Genomic DNA, 19103 nt, shown 5'->3' on the forward strand with positions numbered 1-19103 from the left:
GGCAGGACACCATGTTCATCAAAATCCTCGGACCCGGCTGCGCCAACTGCCACGCGCTGGAGAGACTCACGCGCGACGCGCTCACCGACCTGCACTTGACGGCTGAGGTCAGCAACGTGACCGACTATCCCACCATCGCCGGCTACGGCGTCATGAACACACCCGCCCTCGTCGTCGACGACCATGTCGTACTCGCCGGACGAGTCCCTACCGCGGCTCAACTCCGTGATCTGCTGACCACCGCAGCCGCCTGAGCCGGGCGGTTCATTCCGGAACGTACTGAAATAATTCGATAAAGCCGATGGGTGGGTGAGCTCACGCGCAGCAGCTACCGCCGTCGGGGGAGGTGAGGCTGATCAGTCCGGCGACGCTGGGCAGGGCGCCGGGCTGTTCGGTCAGGGCCGCGATCTGCAACGCGGTCTCCGGGTCGAGGCCGATCTGTGCGGCGGCGGCCCGGACCGCGTCGCCGGTGCTGGCCGCGGTCGGCAGCAGCGCCATGGTGGCGGTGGCGAGGGCGATCGGGACGTCAGGGGTCAGTCCGAAGCGGGCGGCGATCTCCCGGGCGGCGTTCTCCGCGACGAGGTTGGTGCTGCACACCCCGGTTTCGGGCAGGTCGAGCCGCACGTCGTCGGCGGCCTCGAAGTCACCGGCGAGAGCGGCGGCGATCGAGCGGACCTGCTCGTAGCCGGTGGCCATCAGGAACGTCGGGGCGCGGCCGTAGGACTTCATGCCGACCGCGTAGTAGTTCGGTTCGGGCTGGCCGAGCTCGCGGTAGCCGTGCGGGGTGACGGTGCCGCACGAGTGCTCGTTCGGGTCGATCAGGTCGGCCAGGGTACGGGTGCAGCCCAGGATCGGGTCGAGGTCCAGGCGCAACTCGCCGGCGATGCCGTGGTCGGGGCGGAACCCGGTGGCCGATACGACCCGGTCGGCGCTCACGGTGCGTCCGTCGGCGGCGACCAGTTCGACGCCGTCTGCGGTGCGGCGGACGGTGTGGACGCCGAAGCCGGTGACCAGGGCGACCTGGCCGGAGTCGACCAGCATCCGCAGGCCGCTGCCGAGGGCGCCTCGGGCGGGCAACTCGTCGGCGTCCTCACCGCCGAACGCGCGGCTGGCGGAGCCACCGCGCACGGCCCAGGTGATCCGGGTGCCGGGGGTGGTTTCGGCGAGGCGGGCCAGGTCGAGCAGGGTGTTCGCGGCGGAGTGCCCGGAGCCTACGACGATGGTGTGCTTTCCGGCGTGGGCGTCGCGGGCGGCGCCGAGCACGTCGGGCAGCGCGTGGTCGATCAGCGCACCGGCGTCGGGTTCGCCGTGGGCGGGCAGGCCGTTGGCGCCGAGCGGGTTCGGGGTGCGCCAGGTGCCGGACGCGTCGATGATCGCGCTGGCGGTGATCTCGGTGCCGTCGGCAAGCCGAATGACGAACGGCAGGTCGGCGCGGCCGGCGGTGCGCACCCGGTCGGCGCCGACCCGGCTGATCGCGGTCACTGGGGCGTTGAACCGCAGGTGCGCGGCGATCTCGGGGAGCTTGGCGAAGGGCTGGAGGTATTCCTCGAGGAGCTGGCTGCCGGTGGGCAGGGTTTCGTCGTCGGGGGCAGCCCAGCCGGCGGCGTCGAGCAGCCGGCGGGCGGCGGTGTCGATGTCGTAGCGCCAGGGGCTGAACAGGCCGACGTGCGCCCACTGCCGCACTGACGCGCCGACCTGGTCACCGGCTTCCAGGACCAGAAACGGCAGACCCTGTTCATGCAGGTGGGCGGCGGCGGCCATGCCCACCGGTCCGGCACCGATCACCACGACCGGTGACTGCTCCGGCTGCCCCTCGACGACCGGCGCGGGGCGGGCGGCAGGTGTGGGCAGCAGTTCCACGGCGCCGGTGGTGCCGGCCGGGCCGCAGCAGCCGGCCTCCTGTGTCTCGGCCGGCGCGGCCTGGGCGGTCGGGGCGCAACAGCTCGCGCCGTCGGCGACCGCTTCGGTCTTGGCGGCCGGTGCGCAGCAGGCGTCGGCGTGGGCTGCGGCTTCGGCGGTGCCGCAGCACGGGTCCTGCCCGGCGGTGGCCGTGGTGGAAGCGTCGCTACTCATGGCGGGGACTCCTCGGTGGGTTCGAGTAGGAGAGCGGATCGGCGGGATCCACCGTACACGGATTCGAAATTTGTCGAATCCGAAGTTCGTCGAAGTCACCTTGCATGCGGGTTCGACATCTGTCAACCTCGACGCATGTCGAAACCAGCCGTGTCGTCACCGCCGATCGTCCTCGACGCGGTGCCCTGCTGTACGCCGATGGCGCGGGATCGGGTGCCCGCGCAGGCCGCCGGTGTCCTCGCGCAGGCGTTCAAAGCGCTGGGCGATCCGATCCGGTTGCAGCTGATGTCGATGATCGCGTCGGCGCCCGGCGGGGAGATCTGCGTTTGCGACCTCACTCCGGCGTTCACGCTCTCCGGGACCACCATCTCGCATCACCTGAAGGTGTTACGCGAAGCGGGTCTGGTGGACGCCGAACGCCGGGCCAGTTGGGTCTACTACCGGGCCCGGCCGGGCCTGATGCGGCAGCTCGCCACGCTGCTGGCCGTCGACGAGCCCGCGATCACCTGATTCGCCCGGCAACGCCGACAGCCCGAGCGGGCTCCGACTCGACTCCATGACACGGGTCAGGAGGCGACGGCTCCGCGCGGGGCGTACATGATCACGGCGACGCCGAGCAGGCAGATGCCGGCGCCGATCAGGTCCCACCGGTCCGGGCGGAATCCGTCCACGATCATGCCCCAGATCAAGGATCCGGTGACGAAGACGCCGCCGTAGGCGGCCAGGATCCGGCCGAAGTTCGGATCGGGCTGGAAGGTCGCGACGAATCCGTACGCGCCGAGCGCGATCACACCGGCGGCGATCCACCACAGGCCGCGGTTCTCGCGCCAGCCCTGCCAGATCAGCCAGGCCCCGCCGATCTCGGCGATCGCGGCCAGGACGAACAGCAGCAGGGAACGCAGAACGGTCACGCCCGGCACCGTACCGACAGCCGGGCAAAACCCATGATCACGGGGTGCCGCACGCGCAGCCGTCGCCACCGCAGCCGGCACGGTGCCGCCGGCGGCTGGTCCACCACCACGCGGCGCCGGCCAAGCCGGCGAGCGCGACGGCGATGCCGGGCATCCAGGCCCCGGCGGCGGCCCAGCCCGCCCCGGAGACCGCGCCGGCGGCCAGCAGCAGCGGGATCAGGCAGCAGGCCGCGCAAGCGGTGGCGGCGAGGCCGGTCAGGCTGGACGGCAGTAGCCGACGGGCGCGGTCAGTGACGGTCGGCATCGGGGTCTCCTACGGCGATGGTGGCGAACGGGATCGGGCAGCACGGCTGGCCGGCGCAGGTGACCAGGTCGTCGCAGCCGGCGTCGACGGCGGCGCGCAGGGTCGCGGCGATGACCTGTAGGTCGTCGATCTTGGCCTGCACCTCGGTCAGCTTCGCCTGCGCGCGGGCCCGCAGGCCGGCATCGGGTTTCGTGCCGTGCCGGTGGCGGCCGGTGTCGAGCAGGTCGGCGACCTCGTCGAGGGTGAATCCGAGGCGCTGCGCCGCTTTGATCACCCGCAGCACGGTGACGGCCTCGGCCGGATACATCCGGTGCCCGCCGAGGCTGCGGTCCGGTTCGGCCAGCAGACCCCGGCGTTCGTAGTAGCGCAACGTCTGCGGGTTCACCCCGGCCGCGGTGGCGAGTTCGCTGCTACGCAGCCCGCTCATGTCGGCATTCCGGCGGCCGCCCGTACGGCGAGTGCGTCCAGGACGGCGACGTGGGCGTCCGGCACCTCGACGTCGAGCCTCACCGCGTCGCCGTCCGGCGCGAAGGAGAAGGTGAAGAACGAGCAGCACCCGCTCTCCCGTCCGGTCAGATCCCGGGCGACCGGCTCGGCGGCCACGTCGACGTGCCACCGCAGCAGGGTCGGCGACACCCGCTGCTGGCCGCGCAGCGCGGTGGCGAACAGGTCGTCGAACTCGGCCAGCCGCAGCGGCCGGTCCACGGTCGGCAGGGTGCACGCCTCGGGCGCCCAGGCCAGGTCGTCGGTGGTCATGCTGTTGACGGTAAGCCCGTACCTGGGTACCGGATGCAACCCCGAACCCCGACTTCTCGCTGTCGTGTTCACCCGACGTTCGCTTGCCCAGGCAGATTGCCTCAGTCATCATTGAGTCAGTGAAAGCTGAAACTTTGTCGCTGGTGGCGCGGGCCCGAATCCACGCCGCACTCGGCGACCCCGCCCGCCTCGCCATCGGCGACGCGCTCACCCTCGGCGACGCCTCCCCCGGCGAAATCGCCGCCGACCTCAGCATGCCCACCAACCTGGTCGCCCACCACCTGAAGGTGCTGCAGGACGCCGGCCTGCTGGTCCGCACCCGCTCCGAAGGCGACCGCCGCCGCACCTACCTGCGACTGGTCCCCGGCGTGCTGTCCTCACTCACCGCACCGCGGCTCGACAGCGCGGAACGGGTGGTGTTCGTCTGCACCCACAACTCCGCCCGCTCCCAGCTCGCCGCCGCCCTGTGGCGGAGGCGGATCGGCGGCGACGTCGCCTCGGCCGGCACCATCCCCGCCCAGCGCGTCCACCCACGCGCCGTCCGAGTCGCCCACGACCACGGGCTGACCCTCGACCCGACCGGCACCCACCACGTTGACGACGTCGTGCACGACGGAGACCTGATCATCGCGGTCTGCGACAACGCGCACGAAGACCTCACCGGCCCCGCCAGGCCCCGCCTGCACTGGTCGGTCCCCGACCCGGCACGCGTCGACACCGACGAGGCGTTCCAAGCCGCCTTCACCGACCTGGCCGACCGCATCGACCGGATCGCACCCGCCCTCCACCCGGGAGCCGACCACCATGGCTGACCTGACCCACCCCGACCAGCACACCGACCTGTCCATCGACCAGGACCTCGCCCTGCGCACCGCCGCCAGCCGCCTCGCCGGCGAGTTCACCGGCCTGTACGGCCCGGAAACCATCGAACGGTTCCTGCACACCAGCTACGACCAGTTCGCGACCGCCCACACCATCCCGAACTACCTGCCCTTGCTGGCCGAACGCTTCGCACGTCTTCGCCTGCAGGCCCTGGCCCGGGTGGAAGGCCACCATCACGACGGAAAGCCGGTCGTGTTGTTCCTGTGCACCCACAACGCCGGCCGTTCCCAGATGGCCCTCGGCTTCTTCACCCACCTCGCCGGGAACCGGGCGGTCGCCTGGTCCGGCGGCTCCGAACCCGGCACCAGCATCAACCCGGCCGCCATCACCGCGATGGCCGAACGCGGCATCGACATCACGGCTGAGTACCCGAAACCGTGGACCGACGAGATCGTCCGCGCCGCCGACGTCGTCATCACCATGGGCTGCGGCGACGCCTGCCCCGTCTTTCCCGGCACCCGCTACGAGAACTGGGACGTCGACGACCCGGCCGGACTCACCCCCGAACAGGTCCGCCCGATCCGCGACGACCTCGACCGCCGGGTCCGCCGGCTACTCGACCAGCTCGCCATCCCCGCCACCTGACCGCCGTCCCGGCACCAGGCCCGGCCACACACCGATACCGGAGTCACTACCTTCATGCACCAGAACCTTCTGTGGCGGCGGCTGCTCGCCGAGTTCCTCGGCACCGCACTGCTGGTCACCGCCGTCGTCGGCTCCGGCATCATGGCCACCACGCTCTCCCCGAACGACATCGGCCTGCAACTGCTGGAAAACTCGGTCGCCACCGCGTTCGCGCTCGGCGCGCTCATCCTCACCTTCGGGCCGGTCTCCGGCGCCCACTTCAACCCGGTCGTCTCCGCCGCCGACTGGTTCCTCGGGCGCAGCACCGGCACCGGCCTGACGCTCAAAGACCTCGGTGGGTACGCGGCAGCGCAGACCATCGGCGCGATCGCCGGCTCGGTCCTGGCGAACCTGATGTTCGACCTCGCCCCGGTCACCTTCTCGACGAAGGACCGTGCTGCCGGGAACCTGTGGCTCGGTGAGATCGTCGCCGTCGTCGGCCTGCTACTGCTGATCTTCGCCCTCGCCCGATCAGGTCGCGCCCCGGTCGCCCCGGCCGCGGTCGGCGCCTACATCGGCGCCGCCTACTGGTTCACCTCCTCCACCAGCTTCGCGAACCCGGCCGTCACCATCGGCCGTGCCTTCACCGACACCTTCGCCGGCATCAACCCCAGCTCGGTACCCGGCTTCGTCACCGCCCAAATCGCCGGCCTGATCATCGGCGTCGCCGTCCTGCTCGCCCTCTACCCGACCGTGGGCGACACCGCCGACCAGGTCGTCGTCGAGCCCCGCCCCACCGCCTGACCCCGACCGCCCGTAACCCCACCAACCCCGCGAGGAAGACCAAAGCTCATGAGCGACACCAAGCCCACCGTCCTGTTCGTCTGCGTCCACAATGCCGGCCGCTCCCAGATGGCCGCCGGCTGGCTGCGCCAGCTGGCCGGCGACCAGGTCGAGGTCCGCTCCGCCGGCTCCGAACCCGCCGAGACGATCAACCCCGCCGCGGTCGAGGCGATGAAAGAGGTCGGCATCGACATCACCGACCAGACCCCGACCAAGCTCACCTGGGACAACGCCCAAGAGTCCGACGTCATCATCACCATGGGCTGCGGCGACGCCTGCCCAATCTTCCCCGGTAAGCGGTACGAGGACTGGAAACTCGACGACCCGGCCGGCAAGGGCGTCGACTCGGTCCGCCCGATCCGCGACGAGATCAAGGCCCGCATCGAAGTGCTGCTCGCCGACCTGATCCCCGCCACCTGAGCATGAAAGCGATTCGCGATCTGATCATCGTTGGGGACTCGAACCCCTAACCTTCTGATCCGTAGGCGATCACCTGGGGATCACCGCCCAGGCCCACGCGACGAAATTCCGTTGCCAACAGCAATCGCGAATAGAAAGCAACCGTAGAGTCAGCCCGTTCGGCTCTGACCGTCGTCGGGTGGGTCCATGGGGTAGGAGTCGACGGGCTGGCGGACCGTGGGCATTGTCAGAGTGAAGGTCGCTCCGCAGCCGTCGCCGTCGCTGGCCGCGTGCAGACTGCCGCCGTGGGCTTGGGCGAGGGCTCGGGCGATGGTCAGCCCGATCCCGCTGCCCCCGCCGCGGCGGCTGCGAGACGGGTCGGCCCGGTAGAACCGCTCGAACACGTGGTCCAGGTGCTCGGCGGTGATGCCCTCGCCGGTGTCCGCGACGGTGACCTCGGCATCGTGCGGGCGGCCCGTGGTGCTGACGGTGACGGTTCCGCCTGACGGGGTATGCCGCAGCGCGTTGCTGAGCAGGTTGTCGAGGACTTCGCGGAGCCGGTCGGGATCGGCCCGCACGGCCACCGGGGTGGGGTGGCGGCGATGGTCCAGGATGACGCCCTTGTCGGCGAACACCACGGCGACCGCGCGCAGGGCGTCGTCGATGGCGTCGTCGAGTCGCATTGTCTGGCGGCGCAGGTCGAGGCGGCGCTCCTCGGCACGCGAGACGCTGTCGATATCGTCGATGAGCCGCCGCAGCCGACCGGTCTGTTCCCGCAACGTGCGCCACGTGTCGGGGCCGGCGGGGATGACCTCGTCCTCGATGCCTTCCAGGAAGCTGTCCACTGTGGCGATCGGGGTCCGCAGTTCGTGGGCGAGGTCGGCGAGCATCTCTCGGCGCCGGCGCTCGGTGTGCTCCAGCGTGGTGGCCATCTGGTTGAACGCGCCGTCCAGGGCGGCGAACTCTGTGCCCAGGCGGCTGGCCGGCACCCGTGCGGTGTAGTCACCGCCGGCGATCCGGCCGGCCACCGCGGCCATCTGGGTGACCGGCGCGGTCAGGCGACGGGTGAGAAGCCAGCTCAACGCCAGCGAGGCGAGCAGGGCGGCGCCGACCGCGAGCATCAGCGACAGCGACAGGGTGGCGGCCAGCGCCTGCTCCAGGTCCTGGCTCATCGGGCCGGACATCGCGCCCATCATGTGCGACACGTGGTTGTGTAGCAGGCCGGGTGCGACCGCGACGGCAACCAGGAACAGGGTCAGGGCGCCGACGGCCACGATGAGAGCTTGGGCGGCGAACAGCCGGGTCGCCAACCGGTCGGCGGGACGTGGGATGCGCATCAGCCGGTACCCATCCGGTAGCCGACGCCGCGGACGGTGCGGATGTATCGCGGCGCGGCGGCGTCGTCGCCGAGTTTGTGGCGCAGGTTGCCGATGTGCACATCGATGACGTGGTCGTCGCCGCACCAGTCGCCGCTCCACACGTGTTCGAGGAGCTGACGGCGGCTGAACGCGACCCGCGGCTGGGCGCTGAGCGTGTCGAGCAGGTCGAACTCGGTGCGGGTCAGCTCGATCGGCGCCCCGCCGGCGCGCACCTCATGCCCGGCCGGATCGACCTCGAGGTCGCCGAACCGCCGGACGCCGGGGTCGGGCACGGCGCGGGGACGTCGCAGCATGGCCCGGACCCGGGCGATCAACTCCCGGGGCGAGAACGGCTTGGTCAGGTAGTCGTCGGCACCCACCGACAACCCGATCAGCTTGTCGACCTCGTCGCTCCTGGCGGTCAGCATGATGATGTACGCGTCGCTGAACGTCCGGATCCGCCGGCACGCCTCAACCCCGTCGATGCCGGGCAGCATCAGATCCAGCACAATCACGTCCGGGCGATGCTCGCGGGCCGCGATCACCGCGGCCTCACCGTCGGCGGCGCTCACCACGTCGAACCCGTCGCGGGCCAGGTAGCCGCCGACCACCTGGACCAGCGGCGGCTCGTCGTCAACGACCAACGCGCGGAAGCGGATGCCCGCGCCGCCCGCCTGCCCGCCGTCCGCGTGCATCGGTGCTACTCCTCGCTCATCGCGATGAACTGCCCATGCCAGGTGTGGTACCACACGGCACCGGTCGAGGCGTTCACCGACATCATCCCGGCAATCGCCGCGCCACGCAGGGTGTGCAGCGTGTAGTACCCCGGGAACTGCTCCGCGTTGTCAGCGGTCAGGCCGAGCCGCTGCTCGCCGAGCCAGCGTTGCGCCACCGTGACAGCGTCAGCCGCAGACACCCGGGGCGATGCGGCGACCGCGCCGGAGCGCATGCCGTAGCTGACGTTCCACATCATCGCCGGCCCGTACTCGACGGTTACGCCACCGTTGGCCGGATCGATCAGAACCTCCGTGGCCCCCTGCCGGTCGCTCGTGAGCAGTTCGGCGTAGAAGCCGTTGGCGAACGACATCACCTCGCCGACACGCAGCCCCCACCGATCGGCGAGCACCTGGGCCCGCTGCCGTGCCCCGGCCAGCGAGTCGACCCGTCGGCCGTCGCCGGCCACGCCGTACGAGCCGGCCATCATGCCGGACCCGTATGCGCCGTCACCCATCATCCCCGTGCCGTGACAGGAGGCCGCCATCATTGTGCCGGCCGGGCCGCTCGGGGTGCGGCCGGACGCCCAGGCCGCACCGGTGACCGTCGCGGCCAGCGCGGCCGTCGCGGCCAGCGCGGCCGTCGCGGCCAGCGCGGCCAGCGCGGCCAGCGCGGCGAACAGTACCGCGAGCACCGCGATCCGCGCCCGTGTCATCGTTCTCACCGCCGTTCCGGCTGGTGCTCGGCCAGTTCCGCCCGCGCCAGACGATACTGGTCGACGTCGATCTCACCGCGCGCGAACCTGCGGTCGAGGATGTCCCGAGGGCTCTCCGCCCGGGCCGCGCCGCCTGCCCTGATGCCCGGCAGCAGGGCCATCACCGCCCAGATCACCACACCGATGATCACGATCCAGAACAGGGCCATGAAGATCCAGCCTGCCGTTCCCATGCCCCAGCCGTAGCCCATCATCACTGTCTCCTCGCTCGTGTCCCTACGAACTCATGCTCCGGCGAGGCCCTTAACAGACGATGAGCCGAACCATCAAGAACCGGTCAAGGGATCCATCCACACCGTGTTCTCCCCGCCCGGCTCAGCGGTCGCGTGGTCGGTCGTGACCGTGCTCGTGGTGTCCGACATGACCGTCGTCGTCGGGGACACCGGCCATCATGTGCAGCATCGGCACGCCGCCGGTGGTCACGAACCGGGCTCCCTGTTCGCGTTCTGGTGGCTCGCCGCCCTACGCGGGCTGCCCCGCGGCGAGTTCTGCGGCCTGCGAAGGGCCGCCGTCGACCTCGACAGAGGAATTGTCCGCCGCCAAAGCCCGTGCTGACCGCGACCGGCGAAGGGCCATCTCCTCAATAGGGGGCCGCCAGGTCCGGGCGGTCACCTCAGCTGCCGGGTCCAGGTGCCAACCTAGATGAGTCGGCGATGGCCGCTGCTGGTCGCGACGCGCGGTGGCGAACAGGCCTCGGCTACGTGCAGCGGCCGGTCCACGTTCGGCAGAGTGCATGCTCCGGTGCCCGCTGTCATAGCGCCGCGGAATCGTCTGATCCTTGGCCCGCGTGCCAGGTGCGGTAGCCGCCGTCGAGGTTTGTGGCTCGACGGTTGAGGCCGGTCAGCAGAGCGGTGGCGGTGTGGCCGCGCTGGCCGACCTGGCAGTAGACGATCAGGTCGCCGGTGGGCAGTTCGTCGAGGCGGTGGCGGAGGTCGTCGAGTGGCAGGTTGATCGATCCGGGGATGTGTCCGGCGGCGTGTTCGGCTGGGGTCCGCACGTCGACGAGGGCGGCGCCGGCGGCGAGGGCACCGGACAGTTCGTGCCATTGCAGGGTGCGCTGGCCGTCGGTGAGTAGGTTGTCGGCGATGTAGCCGAGCATGTTGATCGGGTCTTTGGCGGAGCCGAAGGCAGGCGCGTAGGCGAGTTCCAGATCGGCGAGTTCGTCGGCGGTCAGGCCTGCGTGGATCGCGGTGGCGAGGACGTCGATGCGCTTGTCGACGCCTTCACCGCCGACGGCCTGGGCGCCGAGGATCCGCCTGTCGTGGGGGTCGAAGAGCAGTTTGAGCGACATGGGCTGGGCACCTGGGTAGTAGCCGGCGTGGGAGGCCGGGTGGGTGTGGATCGCCTGGTAGGTGCGGCCGGCGGCGCGGAGTCGTTTCTCGTTCCAGCCGGTGACGGCCACGGTCAGGTCGAAGATCTGCACGATCGCGGTGCCGAGGCGCCGGCTCAGGGTTACGGTCTTGCCGGTTATCGCGTCGGCGGCCAGGCGGCCTTGCCGGTTGGCGGTGTTGGCCAGCGGGATCAGTGCGGGTTCGGCGCCGATACGGTCGGTCTTTTCGACTGCGTCGCCGATGGCGTAGATGTGCGGGTCGTTGGTGCGCATGCTGGCGTCGACGGTGATGCCGCCGCGTGGGCCGATGGTGAGGCCGGCGGCGAGGGCCAGGGTGGTTTCGGGGCGGACACCGATGGCGAGCAGGACCAGGTCGGCGCTGAGGATCTGCCCGCCGGCGAGTTCGACCGCGTCGGGCAGCACCTTGGTCAGCGCGGCGCCGAGATGCAGGGCGACGCCGTGGCGGCGCAGCTCGGCATGGACCGGGGAGACCATCTCGGGGTCCAGCGGCGCGAGGACCTGCGTGTCGAGTTCCACCAGGCTGACCGCGAGCCCACGGCGGCGCAGGTTCTCCGCGGATTCCAGGCCGATGAATCCGCCGCCGACGACCACGGCGGTGCGGGGCTGCCGATCAGCAAGCACGGTGGTGAGGCGGTCGGCGTCGGTGACCGTGCGGAGGGTGAAGGCTCGTTCGATGCCGGGCAGGTCAGGCACGATCGGTGCCGCCCCCGGGCTCAGGACCAGCCGGTCGTAGCCTTCCTCGTGTTCACGGCCCCCATCGACCTCGCGCACCCGGACGACCTGACGGGCCCGGTCGATGGCGACGACCTCGGTACGCACCCGCACATCAAGGTCGAAGCGGGCGCGCAGACTGGCAGGTGTCTGCAGCAGTAACGCCTCGCGGTCGGTGATCACGCCACCGACGTGGTAGGGCAGGCCGCAGTTGGCGTAGGAGACGTGGTTGCCGCGCTCGAACACCACGATGTCGGCCGTGGGGTCGAGACGGCGTAGTCGCGTCGCCGCTGACATCCCGCCGGCCACCGCGCCCACGATGATGGTCCTCATCTGGCTCACCCGCTTCCCGGCCGCCACGCGACCGCCATCCAAAGATACCCCCTGGGGTATAAAGGCATGAGGGTCGAAGGTCCCGAGGAGTTGATCGCGCTTGACATTCCTTATACCCCCGGGGGTATCTTGGGCTAGTGACAGCACCCGCGCTGGCCAGCCGTTCCGCTTGGCAACTCAGCCGATTGACGCCCAGCAGGCAGGACTGCGGCTTGCGGCCTCACGGACGCACCGCCGACCCGCTGACCCGAAGAGCGACACTGGTCGCTCCGGGTACCCCCTGGGGTATTTTGATGATGGAGGTGGGGCACCCATGGAGATGAGTCCAGTTCTACTCAAGGACGCGCTGACCCGATTGAAGCGCGCACAGGGGCAGCTCGGCGCGGTGATCGCGATGATCGAGAACGGTGAGGACTGCCGACGGGTGCTCACCCAGTTGGCCGCGGTTTCCAGCGCCGTCGACCGGGCGGGCTTTAAAATCATCGCCACGGGCATGCGGGAGTGCCAGACCGCTCGCGGGCGCGGCGAGGAGCCGCCGATGAGCGAGGAAGAGCTCGAGAAGCTGTTCATGTCACTGTCCTGAACTGGAGTCGCACCCCGGCCAGGGGTGCGGTCCCAGTGTTTTCATGGCCGAAGTGCGCCTTTCACATACCCCCAGGGGTATACACTGTGAGGAGTCAGATCATGACCGTCGACGAGATCCGTGTTGATCAACTGCGGCACGGCGACACCGCCGTGCTAATCGACGTGCGCAGCCCCGGCGAGTACGCCGAAGGTCACCTGCCCGGTGCGGTGAACGTGCCTCTTGACGACCTGGACACGGTCATCGCGCGATATGCCGGGCAGGACGTGGTGACGGTATGCCGGTCCGGCGCTCGCAGTGCGATCGCGGCCCGGATGCTGGCCGCGGCGGGCGCCCGGGTGCGGTCCCTGGCCGGGGGCACCGAGGCCTGGCGGCAGGCAGGGCGCCCGGTCGAGACCGGCCGCTGATCACCGAACGCTAATCGACAAGGAGACAAGCAGTGACCGACTTGAGTATCGAGGTCGTACAGACCTCGTCGCTGGGCGACCGCAGCTACCTGGCCCACGACGGGCAGGTGGCGGTCGTGGTCGACCCGCAACGCGATATCGACCGAATCCTGGCCCTGGCCGGCAGGCTTGGTGTGCGGATCACCCACGTCGCCGAGACGCACCTGCACAACGACTACGTCTCCGGCGGTCTCGCCCTCGCGAGGCTGACCGGCGCGGCCTACCTGGTCGCCGCCGACGACCACGTCGGTTTCGCGCGACGGCCGGTGAGCGACGGTGACGCGCTCACCCTGTCGGCCCGGATGCGGCTGCGGGTCGTGGCAACCCCGGGGCACACCTTCCATCACCTGTCCTACGTTCTCGACGACGACCAAGGACCGATCGGCGTGTTCACCGGTGGGTCGCTGCTGTTCGGGACCACCGGCCGCACGGACCTGCTCGGCCAACAACACGCCCATACCCTCGCCGAGCACCAGCACGCTTCCGCCCGGCGGCTGGCCGATCTACTGCCCGACGGCGCGCAGGTGTGGCCGACCCACGGCTTCGGCAGCTTCTGCTCCGCGACCCAGTCCGACGCGCCGGAGTCGACCATCGGGCGGGAACGCACCGCCAACCCGGCACTGCGCCTGGAGACCGACGATTTCGTCCAGCAGACCCTCGCGGGCTTGGACGCCTACCCGGCGTACTACGCCCACATGGGCGCCCGTAACACCGCCGGCGCCGATCTGATCGACCTCACCCCGGTCGCCGCCGCCGACCCGACCGAACTCGGGCAACGGATCGCCGCCGGCGAATGGGTGGTCGACCTGCGCAACCGCAAGGCGTTCGCGCACCGGCACCTGACCGGCACCCTCAGCTTCGGCCTCGACGGCCCGATGTCGACCTGGCTCGGCTGGATGGCCCCGTGGGGCGCACCGATCACCCTGCTCGGCGACAGCGAACAACAAGTCGCCGACGCCCAGCGTGAACTCGCCCGCATCGGCATCGACCGGCCCGCCGCCGCGGCCACCGGCAGCCCCGAGCAATGGGCAGACGGCGACGAGACCCGGCTCGCCGAACTCACCACCGCGACCTTCCCTGACCTCGCCGCCGCCCGCACCGGCACCCCGCCGCACGGGCTACCCGCCGCCGACGTGCTGCTCGACGTACGGATGACCAACGAATGGCGCACCGGCCACATCGACGGCGCCGTCCACATCCCACTGCCCGACCTGCCGCACCGCCTCGCCGACGTGCCCGCGGGAACGGTGTGGGTGCACTGCGGCTCCGGCTACCGCGCCGCCGCAGCCACCAGCCTGCTGCAACGCGCCGGACGCCACGTCGTGCACATCGACGACGCCTACCCCACCGCCGCCGACGCCGGCCTGCCCATCGTTACCGGCCACTGACAAGGAGAACCCCCCGCATGACCACGCCCGCCGGCACCCCCGCCGACATCGACATCCCCACCCTGCAACACCTGATCGCCACCGGCCGGACACCCCGACTCATCGATGTGCGCACCCCGGCCGAGTTCGAGACCGCGCACATCCCCGGCTCCTACAACGTGCCCCTCGATCTGCTGCGCGAACACCGCGACGAACTGCGTACCCACCTCGACGAGCAGGTCGTGCTCGTCTGTCGCTCCGGGCAACGCGCCACCCAGGCCGAACAGTCCCTCGCCGGCGCGGGCCTGCCGAACCTGCGGGTCCTGTCCGGCGGCATCACCGCCTGGCAGAAGGCCCAGGCACCGACCACCGCGGGCACCCCGCGGTGGGACCTCGAACGGCAGGTCCGCCTCGTCGCCGGCAGCCTCGTCACGCTCGCCGTGCTCGCCAGCACCGTGACCGAGCCGGTGAAGTGGATCGCCGCGGTCATCGGCGCCGGCCTCACCGTCGCGGCGCTGACCGACACCTGCGCCATGGGCATGCTCCTGGCCAAATTGCCCTACAACCGGGGACCTCGCACCGACCTCCGCCAGGTCGTCACCGCCCTGGCCACGGACCGGCGGTAACCCGATGTCCCGCCACAGCATCCACTCACGGCCAACTCGCGCAGGCCGGCCGGGCAACGGCAGGCCCGCATGATCGCCGCGGCGAGTCTCGGTGCTCTCATCGGTGTGCTGCTCGGCCTGCTCGGCGGCGGCGGCTCGATCCTCGCCGTCCCCGCCCTCGTCTACGGCGCCGGCCTCTCCCTGGCCGCCGCCGTCCCCACCTCCCTGCTCGTGGTGGGCATCTCGTCGGCCACCGCCCTGCTCCCCCGGCTGCGGGCCGGATTGGTGCAATGGCGCATCGCCGGCATCGTCGGCGGCACCGGAGCCGCCGCGGCCTTCGCCGGTGCCACTGTCAACCGCCTGCTCGACCCCCGCCTGGTGATGGCCGGGTTCGCCGTCCTGATGGTTGTTGCCGGAGCGCGGATGCTACGTGACACCGATGACTCCGGCGGCGACTGCGCGCTGCCCGGCGGCGGCGTCAACTGGCGCGGCTGCCTACCCAAATCCATCGCCGCAGGACTCACCGTCGGCTTCCTCACCGGCCTTTTCGGCGTCGGCGGCGGCTTCCTGATCATCCCCGCCCTCGTGCTGCTCCTCGGCCTGAGCATGCCCGCCGCCGTCGCCACCTCCCTGCTCATCATCGTCATCAACTCCGCCGCCGGGTTCGCCGCACACGCCGGCGACGCCACCATTGACTACCGCACAGCCGCGGCGTTCACCGCCGCCGCCATCACCGGGTCCCTGGCCGCCGACCAGATCGCCACCCGGCTACCGACCCGCCGGCTCCAACGCGGCTTCGCGTACCTCGTCTTCGCCGTCGCGGCGTTCGTCGCCCTCCAAGCGATCATCAACCCGCTCGACACCTGAACAGGTCCGGCAGGCTCGCCATCCCCGCGCGGGGGGTGATGATCGCGATGTTCGCGCCGATCACCTCGTCCGCCCGGTAGCCGAACATCCGTTGCGCCCCGGAGTTCCACGACTCGATCGTCGCCTCGAGGCTCATCGCGATGACCGCGTCGTCGGAACACTCGACCACCGCGGCCAGCATCCGATGCCCCGCCTCAGCCTTCGCCGCGGCCGCCTGAAGCACCTGACGCCGATGCGCGACGATCACGCTGAGCACGGTGGCCCCGACCAGTGCCACCCCGCTCTGCACGCAGTGCGCCGAGATCATCGCCTCGCAGGCACCCCACGTCAGGCCGATCGACCACAGCAACGCATAGCCGCCCACCGCGGCGACCGCCCGTGTACCCGCCGCCACGGCTGACAGACACGGGCCGACCGCAAGCAGACCCACCGCCGCGTTGTCGACACCGAAAACGATGTCGGTCACCGCCAGAACGGTGACCGCGGCCACGGCTAAACACACCACCACCATGTGTCCCACAGCAGGTCCGGGCTCGACAAAATTGTCGATGGCGCCATCGGCCCTGTCCGGCAGGTTCTTCACGAAAGGCACCCCCGATCGCGGCAAGCGGCGACGTCGTCAGCTACCCACCACCTAACACCGGGCGGCGCCCCACCGGCGCGATTCGGCCAGGTCCGACCGGGCCGGCGGAGCTGAAGGCGTCACCTTGCAACGACTTTCCGACTGCGCGAAGTGCTCTGCCGTGAGTCAGGCCGGTGGCGGGTCCTCCGCCACCTGATCAGCGCTGCTTAGCAGGTTGGCGTGGGCTTCGGCCATCAGGCTGATCGCGTCATCGACCAGTGCCACCGAGATCGGATCCGGTGCCAGCGCTGTCAACCGCCGTATCTGGTTCAAGGATGCCGAGGTCTGGACCGCACCGTGGAGCAACATCACCACAAGATCCTGTAAGCCAGGATCCGGGTCGGCCCCGTCACATGGCTGCCGTTCGTCTCTTTCCGGCACCGCCGAACCCGCCGTCCGCTCCGCCAGGCATCCTCTGGAGCCGGCATCCGCTGAGCCCCACGGCCCACGCTCGACATCCGTCGACCGGCTGACCGCTCGCACCCGCCCGGTCTGTGCCGACTCGGCGAATTTATCCCACCCGAGCCCCGCTGTAGGTCGGCAACCGGTTCATCATCGTCCGCGTCACCCCGGCCCTAGAGGGCTGGTCGCGGGACTGTCAACTTAACGGCTCTGGCTCACATTCGGTGGTAGCACTGGGTAGCGGACCCAAGTTGTCGACGCGGCCCGGTGAGCAATCCACTCAAAGATCACCAAAAGGGCACCCGCTCGGGCCTTGGTCGTCCAAGAGGGAGACATGGGCGTCCCGAATGCCTTATCGCAGTAGATCCCAAGGGCTACACGGGACCGCTACGGAAAGTTACCACCTGATGTGAACCAGAGCCGTTCTTTTTACAGTCCCCTGGTCGCCCCGGTACGTCACCAAGTCCTCACTCTAGGCACGGGTCTGCCGATGGTGCCGGTAGGAACATCCTGGTCGAAAAAGGAGTACTGCTGTGTCGAACGCGTCAATGCCGCCGGCGGGACGTCGCGGTGCTCTGGGTTTCTTCGGTGATCTGCCGGTCGGGGTGAAGATCAGCGGGGCGGTGGCGGTGGCCGTGCTCGCCGGCGGCGCGGTCGCGGCCGCGGGGCTTGCCGGGTTGAACACGGCGAACAGCAAAGCAAACGGCATCGTGGCGGAGAATCTGAAGCCGTCGCAGGCCCTCGCGGTCACGCAGGGCGCCTTCGACGACGAACTGCTGGATTTGGCACGAATGAACATCGCGACCGCCGACGCCGGCACCGAGAAGTTCCGGCAGGCGGCACTGCAGGCCCACGAACTCACCGTGCAGGGCATCAAGGCCTACGCCGATTTGGGCCTGACCAGCACGCAGCAGACCGCCGTGGCCGTCATCGATGACGGGTTGACGACGCTGGCCGACATCCGCGACAAGCAACTCGTTCCCGCCGCGGCAAAGGACGACAATGCCGTGTACTCGACCGTCTACGACACGGACGCCGCACCGGTAACCGACAAGATCAATGCCGCGTTCGATGCCCTGAACGAGTACGAGGCGACCGACGCGGGCGCGGCGGTCCGGGAAAGCAACGACTCGTACCACAAGAGCCGGACCCAGATGATCCTCATCCTGGGCATCGGGTTCCTGGTAGCGGCCCTGCTCGGTTGGGTGACCGTCCGCCGGATCACCCGTCCGCTCGCCGCGGTCAACGCGAACCTCGCCCGGCTGGCGGAGGGGGATCTGACCGGGGTGGTCGTGGTGCAGTCCCGCGACGAGGTGGGCGCCATGGCGGTCGCGCTCAACAAAGCCACCGGCACCATGCGCGGCACGGTCGAATCACTCAACAGCGCCGCGCACTCTCTCGCCGCCGCGGCCGAGCAGTTGTCGGCCACCAATGTTCAGATCGCGCAGAACGCCGCGGACTCCAGCGCCCAGGCCGGTGCGGTCGCCGTCACGGCTGAAGAGATCCGCCGCAACATCGAGACCGTCTCGGCCGGGTCGGAGGAGATGGGCGCCTCGATCCGGGAGATCGCCCAAAGCGCCAACCAGGCCGTCGAGGTCGCCGGCCAGGCCGTGAGCATGGCGGAGTCGACCAACCACACCGTCACCCAGCTCGGCGCGTCGTCCGCCGAGATCAGCGACGTGATCCGGCTGATCACCTCGATCGCCGAGCAGACCAACCTGCTCGCCCTCAACGCCACCATCGAAGCGGCCCGGGCCGGGGACATGGGCAAAGGCTTCGCCGTGGTGGCCGGCGAGGTCAAAGATCTTGCCCAGGAAACCGCCAAAGCGACCGAGGACATCAGCGCCCGGGTCGCCGCGATCCAGGCCAACACCGGCACCGCGATCACCGCCATCACCGAGATCGGCCAGATCATCGGCCGGATCAGCGAATACCAGACCACCATCGCCGCCGCCGTCGAGGAACAGACCGCCACCACCGGCGAGATGAACCGCAGTGTCAGCGACGCCGCCAGCGGCGTCAGCGGCATCGCCGACAGCATCGACAGCCTGGCCAGCGCGACCCGCCACACCACCGAGAACGTCGGCGACGCCCAGCGCGCCTCAGAAGAACTGGCCCGCATGTCCAGCGAACTGCAGACCCTGGTGAACAGCTTCCGCGTATGACAAGACCACGGTCTACAACCAAGTTCGACCAGCGGGAAACCAGCTAGGCCAAGGTGCTGCTCCGGCCCTGCG

General features: G+C 70.1%; 25 protein-coding genes. 13 read left to right on the plus strand and 12 right to left on the minus strand.

Annotated features, from left to right (window positions below; translation table 11 throughout):
• The first annotated feature begins 11 nt into the window (after window positions 1-11).
• A complete protein-coding gene (locus tag Apa02nite_RS48700) occupies window positions 12-254 on the plus strand; it encodes a thioredoxin family protein (RefSeq protein ID WP_203831228.1) in 243 nt (80 codons plus the stop codon).
• Between the two features lie 61 nt (window positions 255-315).
• Here Apa02nite_RS48700 and Apa02nite_RS48705 read toward each other — a convergent pair whose 3' ends face one another.
• Window positions 316-1761, minus strand: coding sequence for an NAD(P)-binding domain-containing protein (locus tag Apa02nite_RS48705; protein WP_239165111.1), 1446 nt, complete (start codon window positions 1759-1761; stop codon window positions 316-318).
• 447 nt (window positions 1762-2208) lie between these two features.
• Between Apa02nite_RS48705 and Apa02nite_RS48710 the strand changes: the two genes are divergently transcribed.
• Window positions 2209-2583 carry an ArsR/SmtB family transcription factor gene (locus Apa02nite_RS48710; protein ID WP_203831230.1) on the plus strand — a complete coding sequence of 125 codons (375 nt, stop codon included), beginning with the start codon at window positions 2209-2211 and terminating at the stop codon, window positions 2581-2583.
• A 56-nt stretch (window positions 2584-2639) separates the two neighbouring features.
• Here the strand turns inward: Apa02nite_RS48710 and Apa02nite_RS48715 are convergent, their stop codons facing one another.
• From Apa02nite_RS48715 to Apa02nite_RS48730, 4 genes are read right to left on the minus strand one after another with little or no spacing between them, the layout of a single operon-like run.
• A complete protein-coding gene (locus Apa02nite_RS48715; protein WP_203831231.1) occupies window positions 2640-2984 on the minus strand; it encodes a YnfA family protein in 345 nt (114 codons plus the stop codon).
• A gap of 37 nt (window positions 2985-3021) precedes the next feature.
• A complete protein-coding gene (locus Apa02nite_RS48720) occupies window positions 3022-3288 on the minus strand; it encodes a hypothetical protein (protein WP_203831232.1) in 267 nt (88 codons plus the stop codon).
• The gene (locus tag Apa02nite_RS48725; protein WP_203831233.1) at window positions 3272-3715 is read right to left on the minus strand and encodes a MerR family transcriptional regulator; all 444 of its coding nucleotides are present in this window, start codon (window positions 3713-3715) and stop codon (window positions 3272-3274) included. Before Apa02nite_RS48725 ends, Apa02nite_RS48720 begins: the two co-directional genes overlap by 17 nt.
• Window positions 3712-4044, minus strand: coding sequence for a hypothetical protein (locus tag Apa02nite_RS48730; protein ID WP_203831234.1), 333 nt, complete (start codon window positions 4042-4044; stop codon window positions 3712-3714). The genes Apa02nite_RS48725 and Apa02nite_RS48730 overlap by 4 nt, the downstream gene beginning before the upstream one ends.
• A 119-nt stretch (window positions 4045-4163) precedes the next feature.
• On the opposite strand from Apa02nite_RS48730, the gene Apa02nite_RS48735 reads away from it, so the two are divergent.
• From Apa02nite_RS48735 to Apa02nite_RS48750, 4 genes are read left to right on the plus strand one after another with little or no spacing between them, the layout of a single operon-like run.
• On the plus strand, window positions 4164-4856 hold the full coding sequence (locus Apa02nite_RS48735; protein WP_203831235.1) for an arsenate reductase/protein-tyrosine-phosphatase family protein: 693 nt from the start codon (window positions 4164-4166) through the stop codon (window positions 4854-4856).
• The gene (locus tag Apa02nite_RS48740; RefSeq protein ID WP_203831236.1) at window positions 4849-5511 is read left to right on the plus strand and encodes an arsenate reductase ArsC; all 663 of its coding nucleotides are present in this window, start codon (window positions 4849-4851) and stop codon (window positions 5509-5511) included. The genes Apa02nite_RS48735 and Apa02nite_RS48740 overlap by 8 nt, the downstream gene beginning before the upstream one ends.
• A gap of 54 nt (window positions 5512-5565) precedes the next feature.
• Window positions 5566-6294, plus strand: coding sequence for an aquaporin (locus Apa02nite_RS48745; protein ID WP_203831237.1), 729 nt, complete (start codon window positions 5566-5568; stop codon window positions 6292-6294).
• 48 nt (window positions 6295-6342) lie between these two features.
• On the plus strand, window positions 6343-6753 hold the full coding sequence (locus Apa02nite_RS48750; protein WP_203831238.1) for an arsenate reductase ArsC: 411 nt from the start codon (window positions 6343-6345) through the stop codon (window positions 6751-6753).
• Window positions 6754-6902: 149 nt separating this feature from the next.
• Here Apa02nite_RS48750 and Apa02nite_RS48755 read toward each other — a convergent pair whose 3' ends face one another.
• The 4 genes from Apa02nite_RS48755 to Apa02nite_RS48770 are packed head-to-tail and all read right to left on the minus strand — an operon-like array spanning window position 6903 to window position 9773.
• The gene (locus Apa02nite_RS48755; RefSeq protein WP_203831239.1) at window positions 6903-8069 is read right to left on the minus strand and encodes a sensor histidine kinase; all 1167 of its coding nucleotides are present in this window, start codon (window positions 8067-8069) and stop codon (window positions 6903-6905) included.
• Entirely contained in the window at window positions 8069-8749 is a 681-nt protein-coding gene (locus tag Apa02nite_RS48760; protein ID WP_203831250.1) for a response regulator, read from the minus strand. Before Apa02nite_RS48760 ends, Apa02nite_RS48755 begins: the two co-directional genes overlap by 1 nt.
• Window positions 8750-8790: 41 nt before the next feature.
• Window positions 8791-9519, minus strand: a complete 729-nt coding sequence (locus Apa02nite_RS48765) for a hypothetical protein (protein WP_203831240.1) — start codon at window positions 9517-9519, stop codon at window positions 8791-8793.
• 5 nt (window positions 9520-9524) lie between these two features.
• Complete coding sequence (locus Apa02nite_RS48770) at window positions 9525-9773, minus strand: SHOCT domain-containing protein (protein ID WP_203831241.1); 249 nt, start codon at window positions 9771-9773, stop codon at window positions 9525-9527.
• A gap of 142 nt (window positions 9774-9915) precedes the next feature.
• Between Apa02nite_RS48770 and Apa02nite_RS48775 the strand changes: the two genes are divergently transcribed.
• Window positions 9916-10134 (plus strand): site-specific integrase, encoded by a 219-nt coding sequence (locus Apa02nite_RS48775; protein ID WP_203831252.1) that lies wholly within the window; start codon window positions 9916-9918, stop codon window positions 10132-10134.
• A gap of 196 nt (window positions 10135-10330) precedes the next feature.
• On the opposite strand, the gene Apa02nite_RS48780 is transcribed toward Apa02nite_RS48775, so the two are convergent.
• The gene (locus Apa02nite_RS48780; protein ID WP_203831242.1) at window positions 10331-12121 is read right to left on the minus strand and encodes an FAD-dependent oxidoreductase; all 1791 of its coding nucleotides are present in this window, start codon (window positions 12119-12121) and stop codon (window positions 10331-10333) included.
• A gap of 166 nt (window positions 12122-12287) precedes the next feature.
• Between Apa02nite_RS48780 and Apa02nite_RS48785 the strand changes: the two genes are divergently transcribed.
• From Apa02nite_RS48785 to Apa02nite_RS48805, 5 genes are all read left to right on the plus strand, one after another.
• Entirely contained in the window at window positions 12288-12557 is a 270-nt protein-coding gene (locus Apa02nite_RS48785; RefSeq protein ID WP_203831243.1) for a metal-sensitive transcriptional regulator, read from the plus strand.
• 101 nt (window positions 12558-12658) lie between these two features.
• Window positions 12659-12964 carry a rhodanese-like domain-containing protein gene (locus Apa02nite_RS48790; protein ID WP_203831244.1) on the plus strand — a complete coding sequence of 102 codons (306 nt, stop codon included), beginning with the start codon at window positions 12659-12661 and terminating at the stop codon, window positions 12962-12964.
• A 32-nt stretch (window positions 12965-12996) separates the two neighbouring features.
• The gene (locus Apa02nite_RS48795; protein WP_239165110.1) at window positions 12997-14391 is read left to right on the plus strand and encodes an MBL fold metallo-hydrolase; all 1395 of its coding nucleotides are present in this window, start codon (window positions 12997-12999) and stop codon (window positions 14389-14391) included.
• A 17-nt stretch (window positions 14392-14408) separates the two neighbouring features.
• Window positions 14409-14996, plus strand: coding sequence for a rhodanese-like domain-containing protein (locus Apa02nite_RS48800; protein WP_203831245.1), 588 nt, complete (start codon window positions 14409-14411; stop codon window positions 14994-14996).
• A gap of 69 nt (window positions 14997-15065) precedes the next feature.
• Window positions 15066-15842: a sulfite exporter TauE/SafE family protein gene (locus Apa02nite_RS48805; RefSeq protein ID WP_203831246.1), complete on the plus strand. Its 777-nt coding sequence runs from the start codon at window positions 15066-15068 to the stop codon at window positions 15840-15842.
• Here Apa02nite_RS48805 and Apa02nite_RS48810 read toward each other — a convergent pair.
• A complete protein-coding gene (locus tag Apa02nite_RS48810) occupies window positions 15823-16425 on the minus strand; it encodes a PAS domain S-box protein (protein WP_203831247.1) in 603 nt (200 codons plus the stop codon). The genes Apa02nite_RS48805 and Apa02nite_RS48810 overlap by 20 nt on opposite strands.
• A 165-nt stretch (window positions 16426-16590) precedes the next feature.
• Window positions 16591-16776: a hypothetical protein gene (locus Apa02nite_RS48815; protein ID WP_203831248.1), complete on the minus strand. Its 186-nt coding sequence runs from the start codon at window positions 16774-16776 to the stop codon at window positions 16591-16593.
• Window positions 16777-17399: 623 nt separating this feature from the next.
• Here Apa02nite_RS48815 and Apa02nite_RS48820 point away from each other — a divergent pair.
• Window positions 17400-19031: a methyl-accepting chemotaxis protein gene (locus Apa02nite_RS48820; RefSeq protein ID WP_203831249.1), complete on the plus strand. Its 1632-nt coding sequence runs from the start codon at window positions 17400-17402 to the stop codon at window positions 19029-19031.
• Window positions 19032-19103 lie beyond the last annotated feature (72 nt).

Origin of the sequence: Actinoplanes palleronii (assembly GCF_016862315.1) — a bacterium.
Classification (GTDB): Bacteria; Actinomycetota; Actinomycetes; order Mycobacteriales; family Micromonosporaceae; genus Actinoplanes; species Actinoplanes palleronii.

Bases quoted from the DNA above. Each gene is read 5' to 3' on its own strand.
- Apa02nite_RS48750 (WP_203831238.1), top strand. From the start codon at position 6,343: ATGAGCGACACCAAGCCCACCGTCCTGTTCGTCTGCGTCCACAATGCC.
- Apa02nite_RS48785 (WP_203831243.1), top strand. From the start codon at position 12,288: ATGGAGATGAGTCCAGTTCTACTCAAGGACGCGCTGACCCGATTGAAG.
- Apa02nite_RS48710 (WP_203831230.1), top strand. From the start codon at position 2,209: ATGTCGAAACCAGCCGTGTCGTCACCGCCGATCGTCCTCGACGCGGTG.
- Apa02nite_RS48770 (WP_203831241.1), bottom strand. From the start codon at position 9,773: ATGATGGGCTACGGCTGGGGCATGGGAACGGCAGGCTGGATCTTCATG.
- Apa02nite_RS48720 (WP_203831232.1), bottom strand. From the start codon at position 3,288: ATGCCGACCGTCACTGACCGCGCCCGTCGGCTACTGCCGTCCAGCCTG.
- Apa02nite_RS48755 (WP_203831239.1), bottom strand. From the start codon at position 8,069: ATGCGCATCCCACGTCCCGCCGACCGGTTGGCGACCCGGCTGTTCGCC.
- Apa02nite_RS48805 (WP_203831246.1), top strand. From the start codon at position 15,066: ATGATCGCCGCGGCGAGTCTCGGTGCTCTCATCGGTGTGCTGCTCGGC.
- Apa02nite_RS48705 (WP_239165111.1), bottom strand. From the start codon at position 1,761: ATGGCCGCCGCCGCCCACCTGCATGAACAGGGTCTGCCGTTTCTGGTC.
- Apa02nite_RS48745 (WP_203831237.1), top strand. From the start codon at position 5,566: ATGCACCAGAACCTTCTGTGGCGGCGGCTGCTCGCCGAGTTCCTCGGC.
- Apa02nite_RS48700 (WP_203831228.1), top strand. From the start codon at position 12: ATGTTCATCAAAATCCTCGGACCCGGCTGCGCCAACTGCCACGCGCTG.
- Apa02nite_RS48730 (WP_203831234.1), bottom strand. From the start codon at position 4,044: ATGACCACCGACGACCTGGCCTGGGCGCCCGAGGCGTGCACCCTGCCG.
- Apa02nite_RS48740 (WP_203831236.1), top strand. From the start codon at position 4,849: ATGGCTGACCTGACCCACCCCGACCAGCACACCGACCTGTCCATCGAC.
- Apa02nite_RS48800 (WP_203831245.1), top strand. From the start codon at position 14,409: ATGACCACGCCCGCCGGCACCCCCGCCGACATCGACATCCCCACCCTG.
- Apa02nite_RS48765 (WP_203831240.1), bottom strand. From the start codon at position 9,519: ATGACACGGGCGCGGATCGCGGTGCTCGCGGTACTGTTCGCCGCGCTG.
- Apa02nite_RS48790 (WP_203831244.1), top strand. From the start codon at position 12,659: ATGACCGTCGACGAGATCCGTGTTGATCAACTGCGGCACGGCGACACC.
- Apa02nite_RS48725 (WP_203831233.1), bottom strand. From the start codon at position 3,715: ATGAGCGGGCTGCGTAGCAGCGAACTCGCCACCGCGGCCGGGGTGAAC.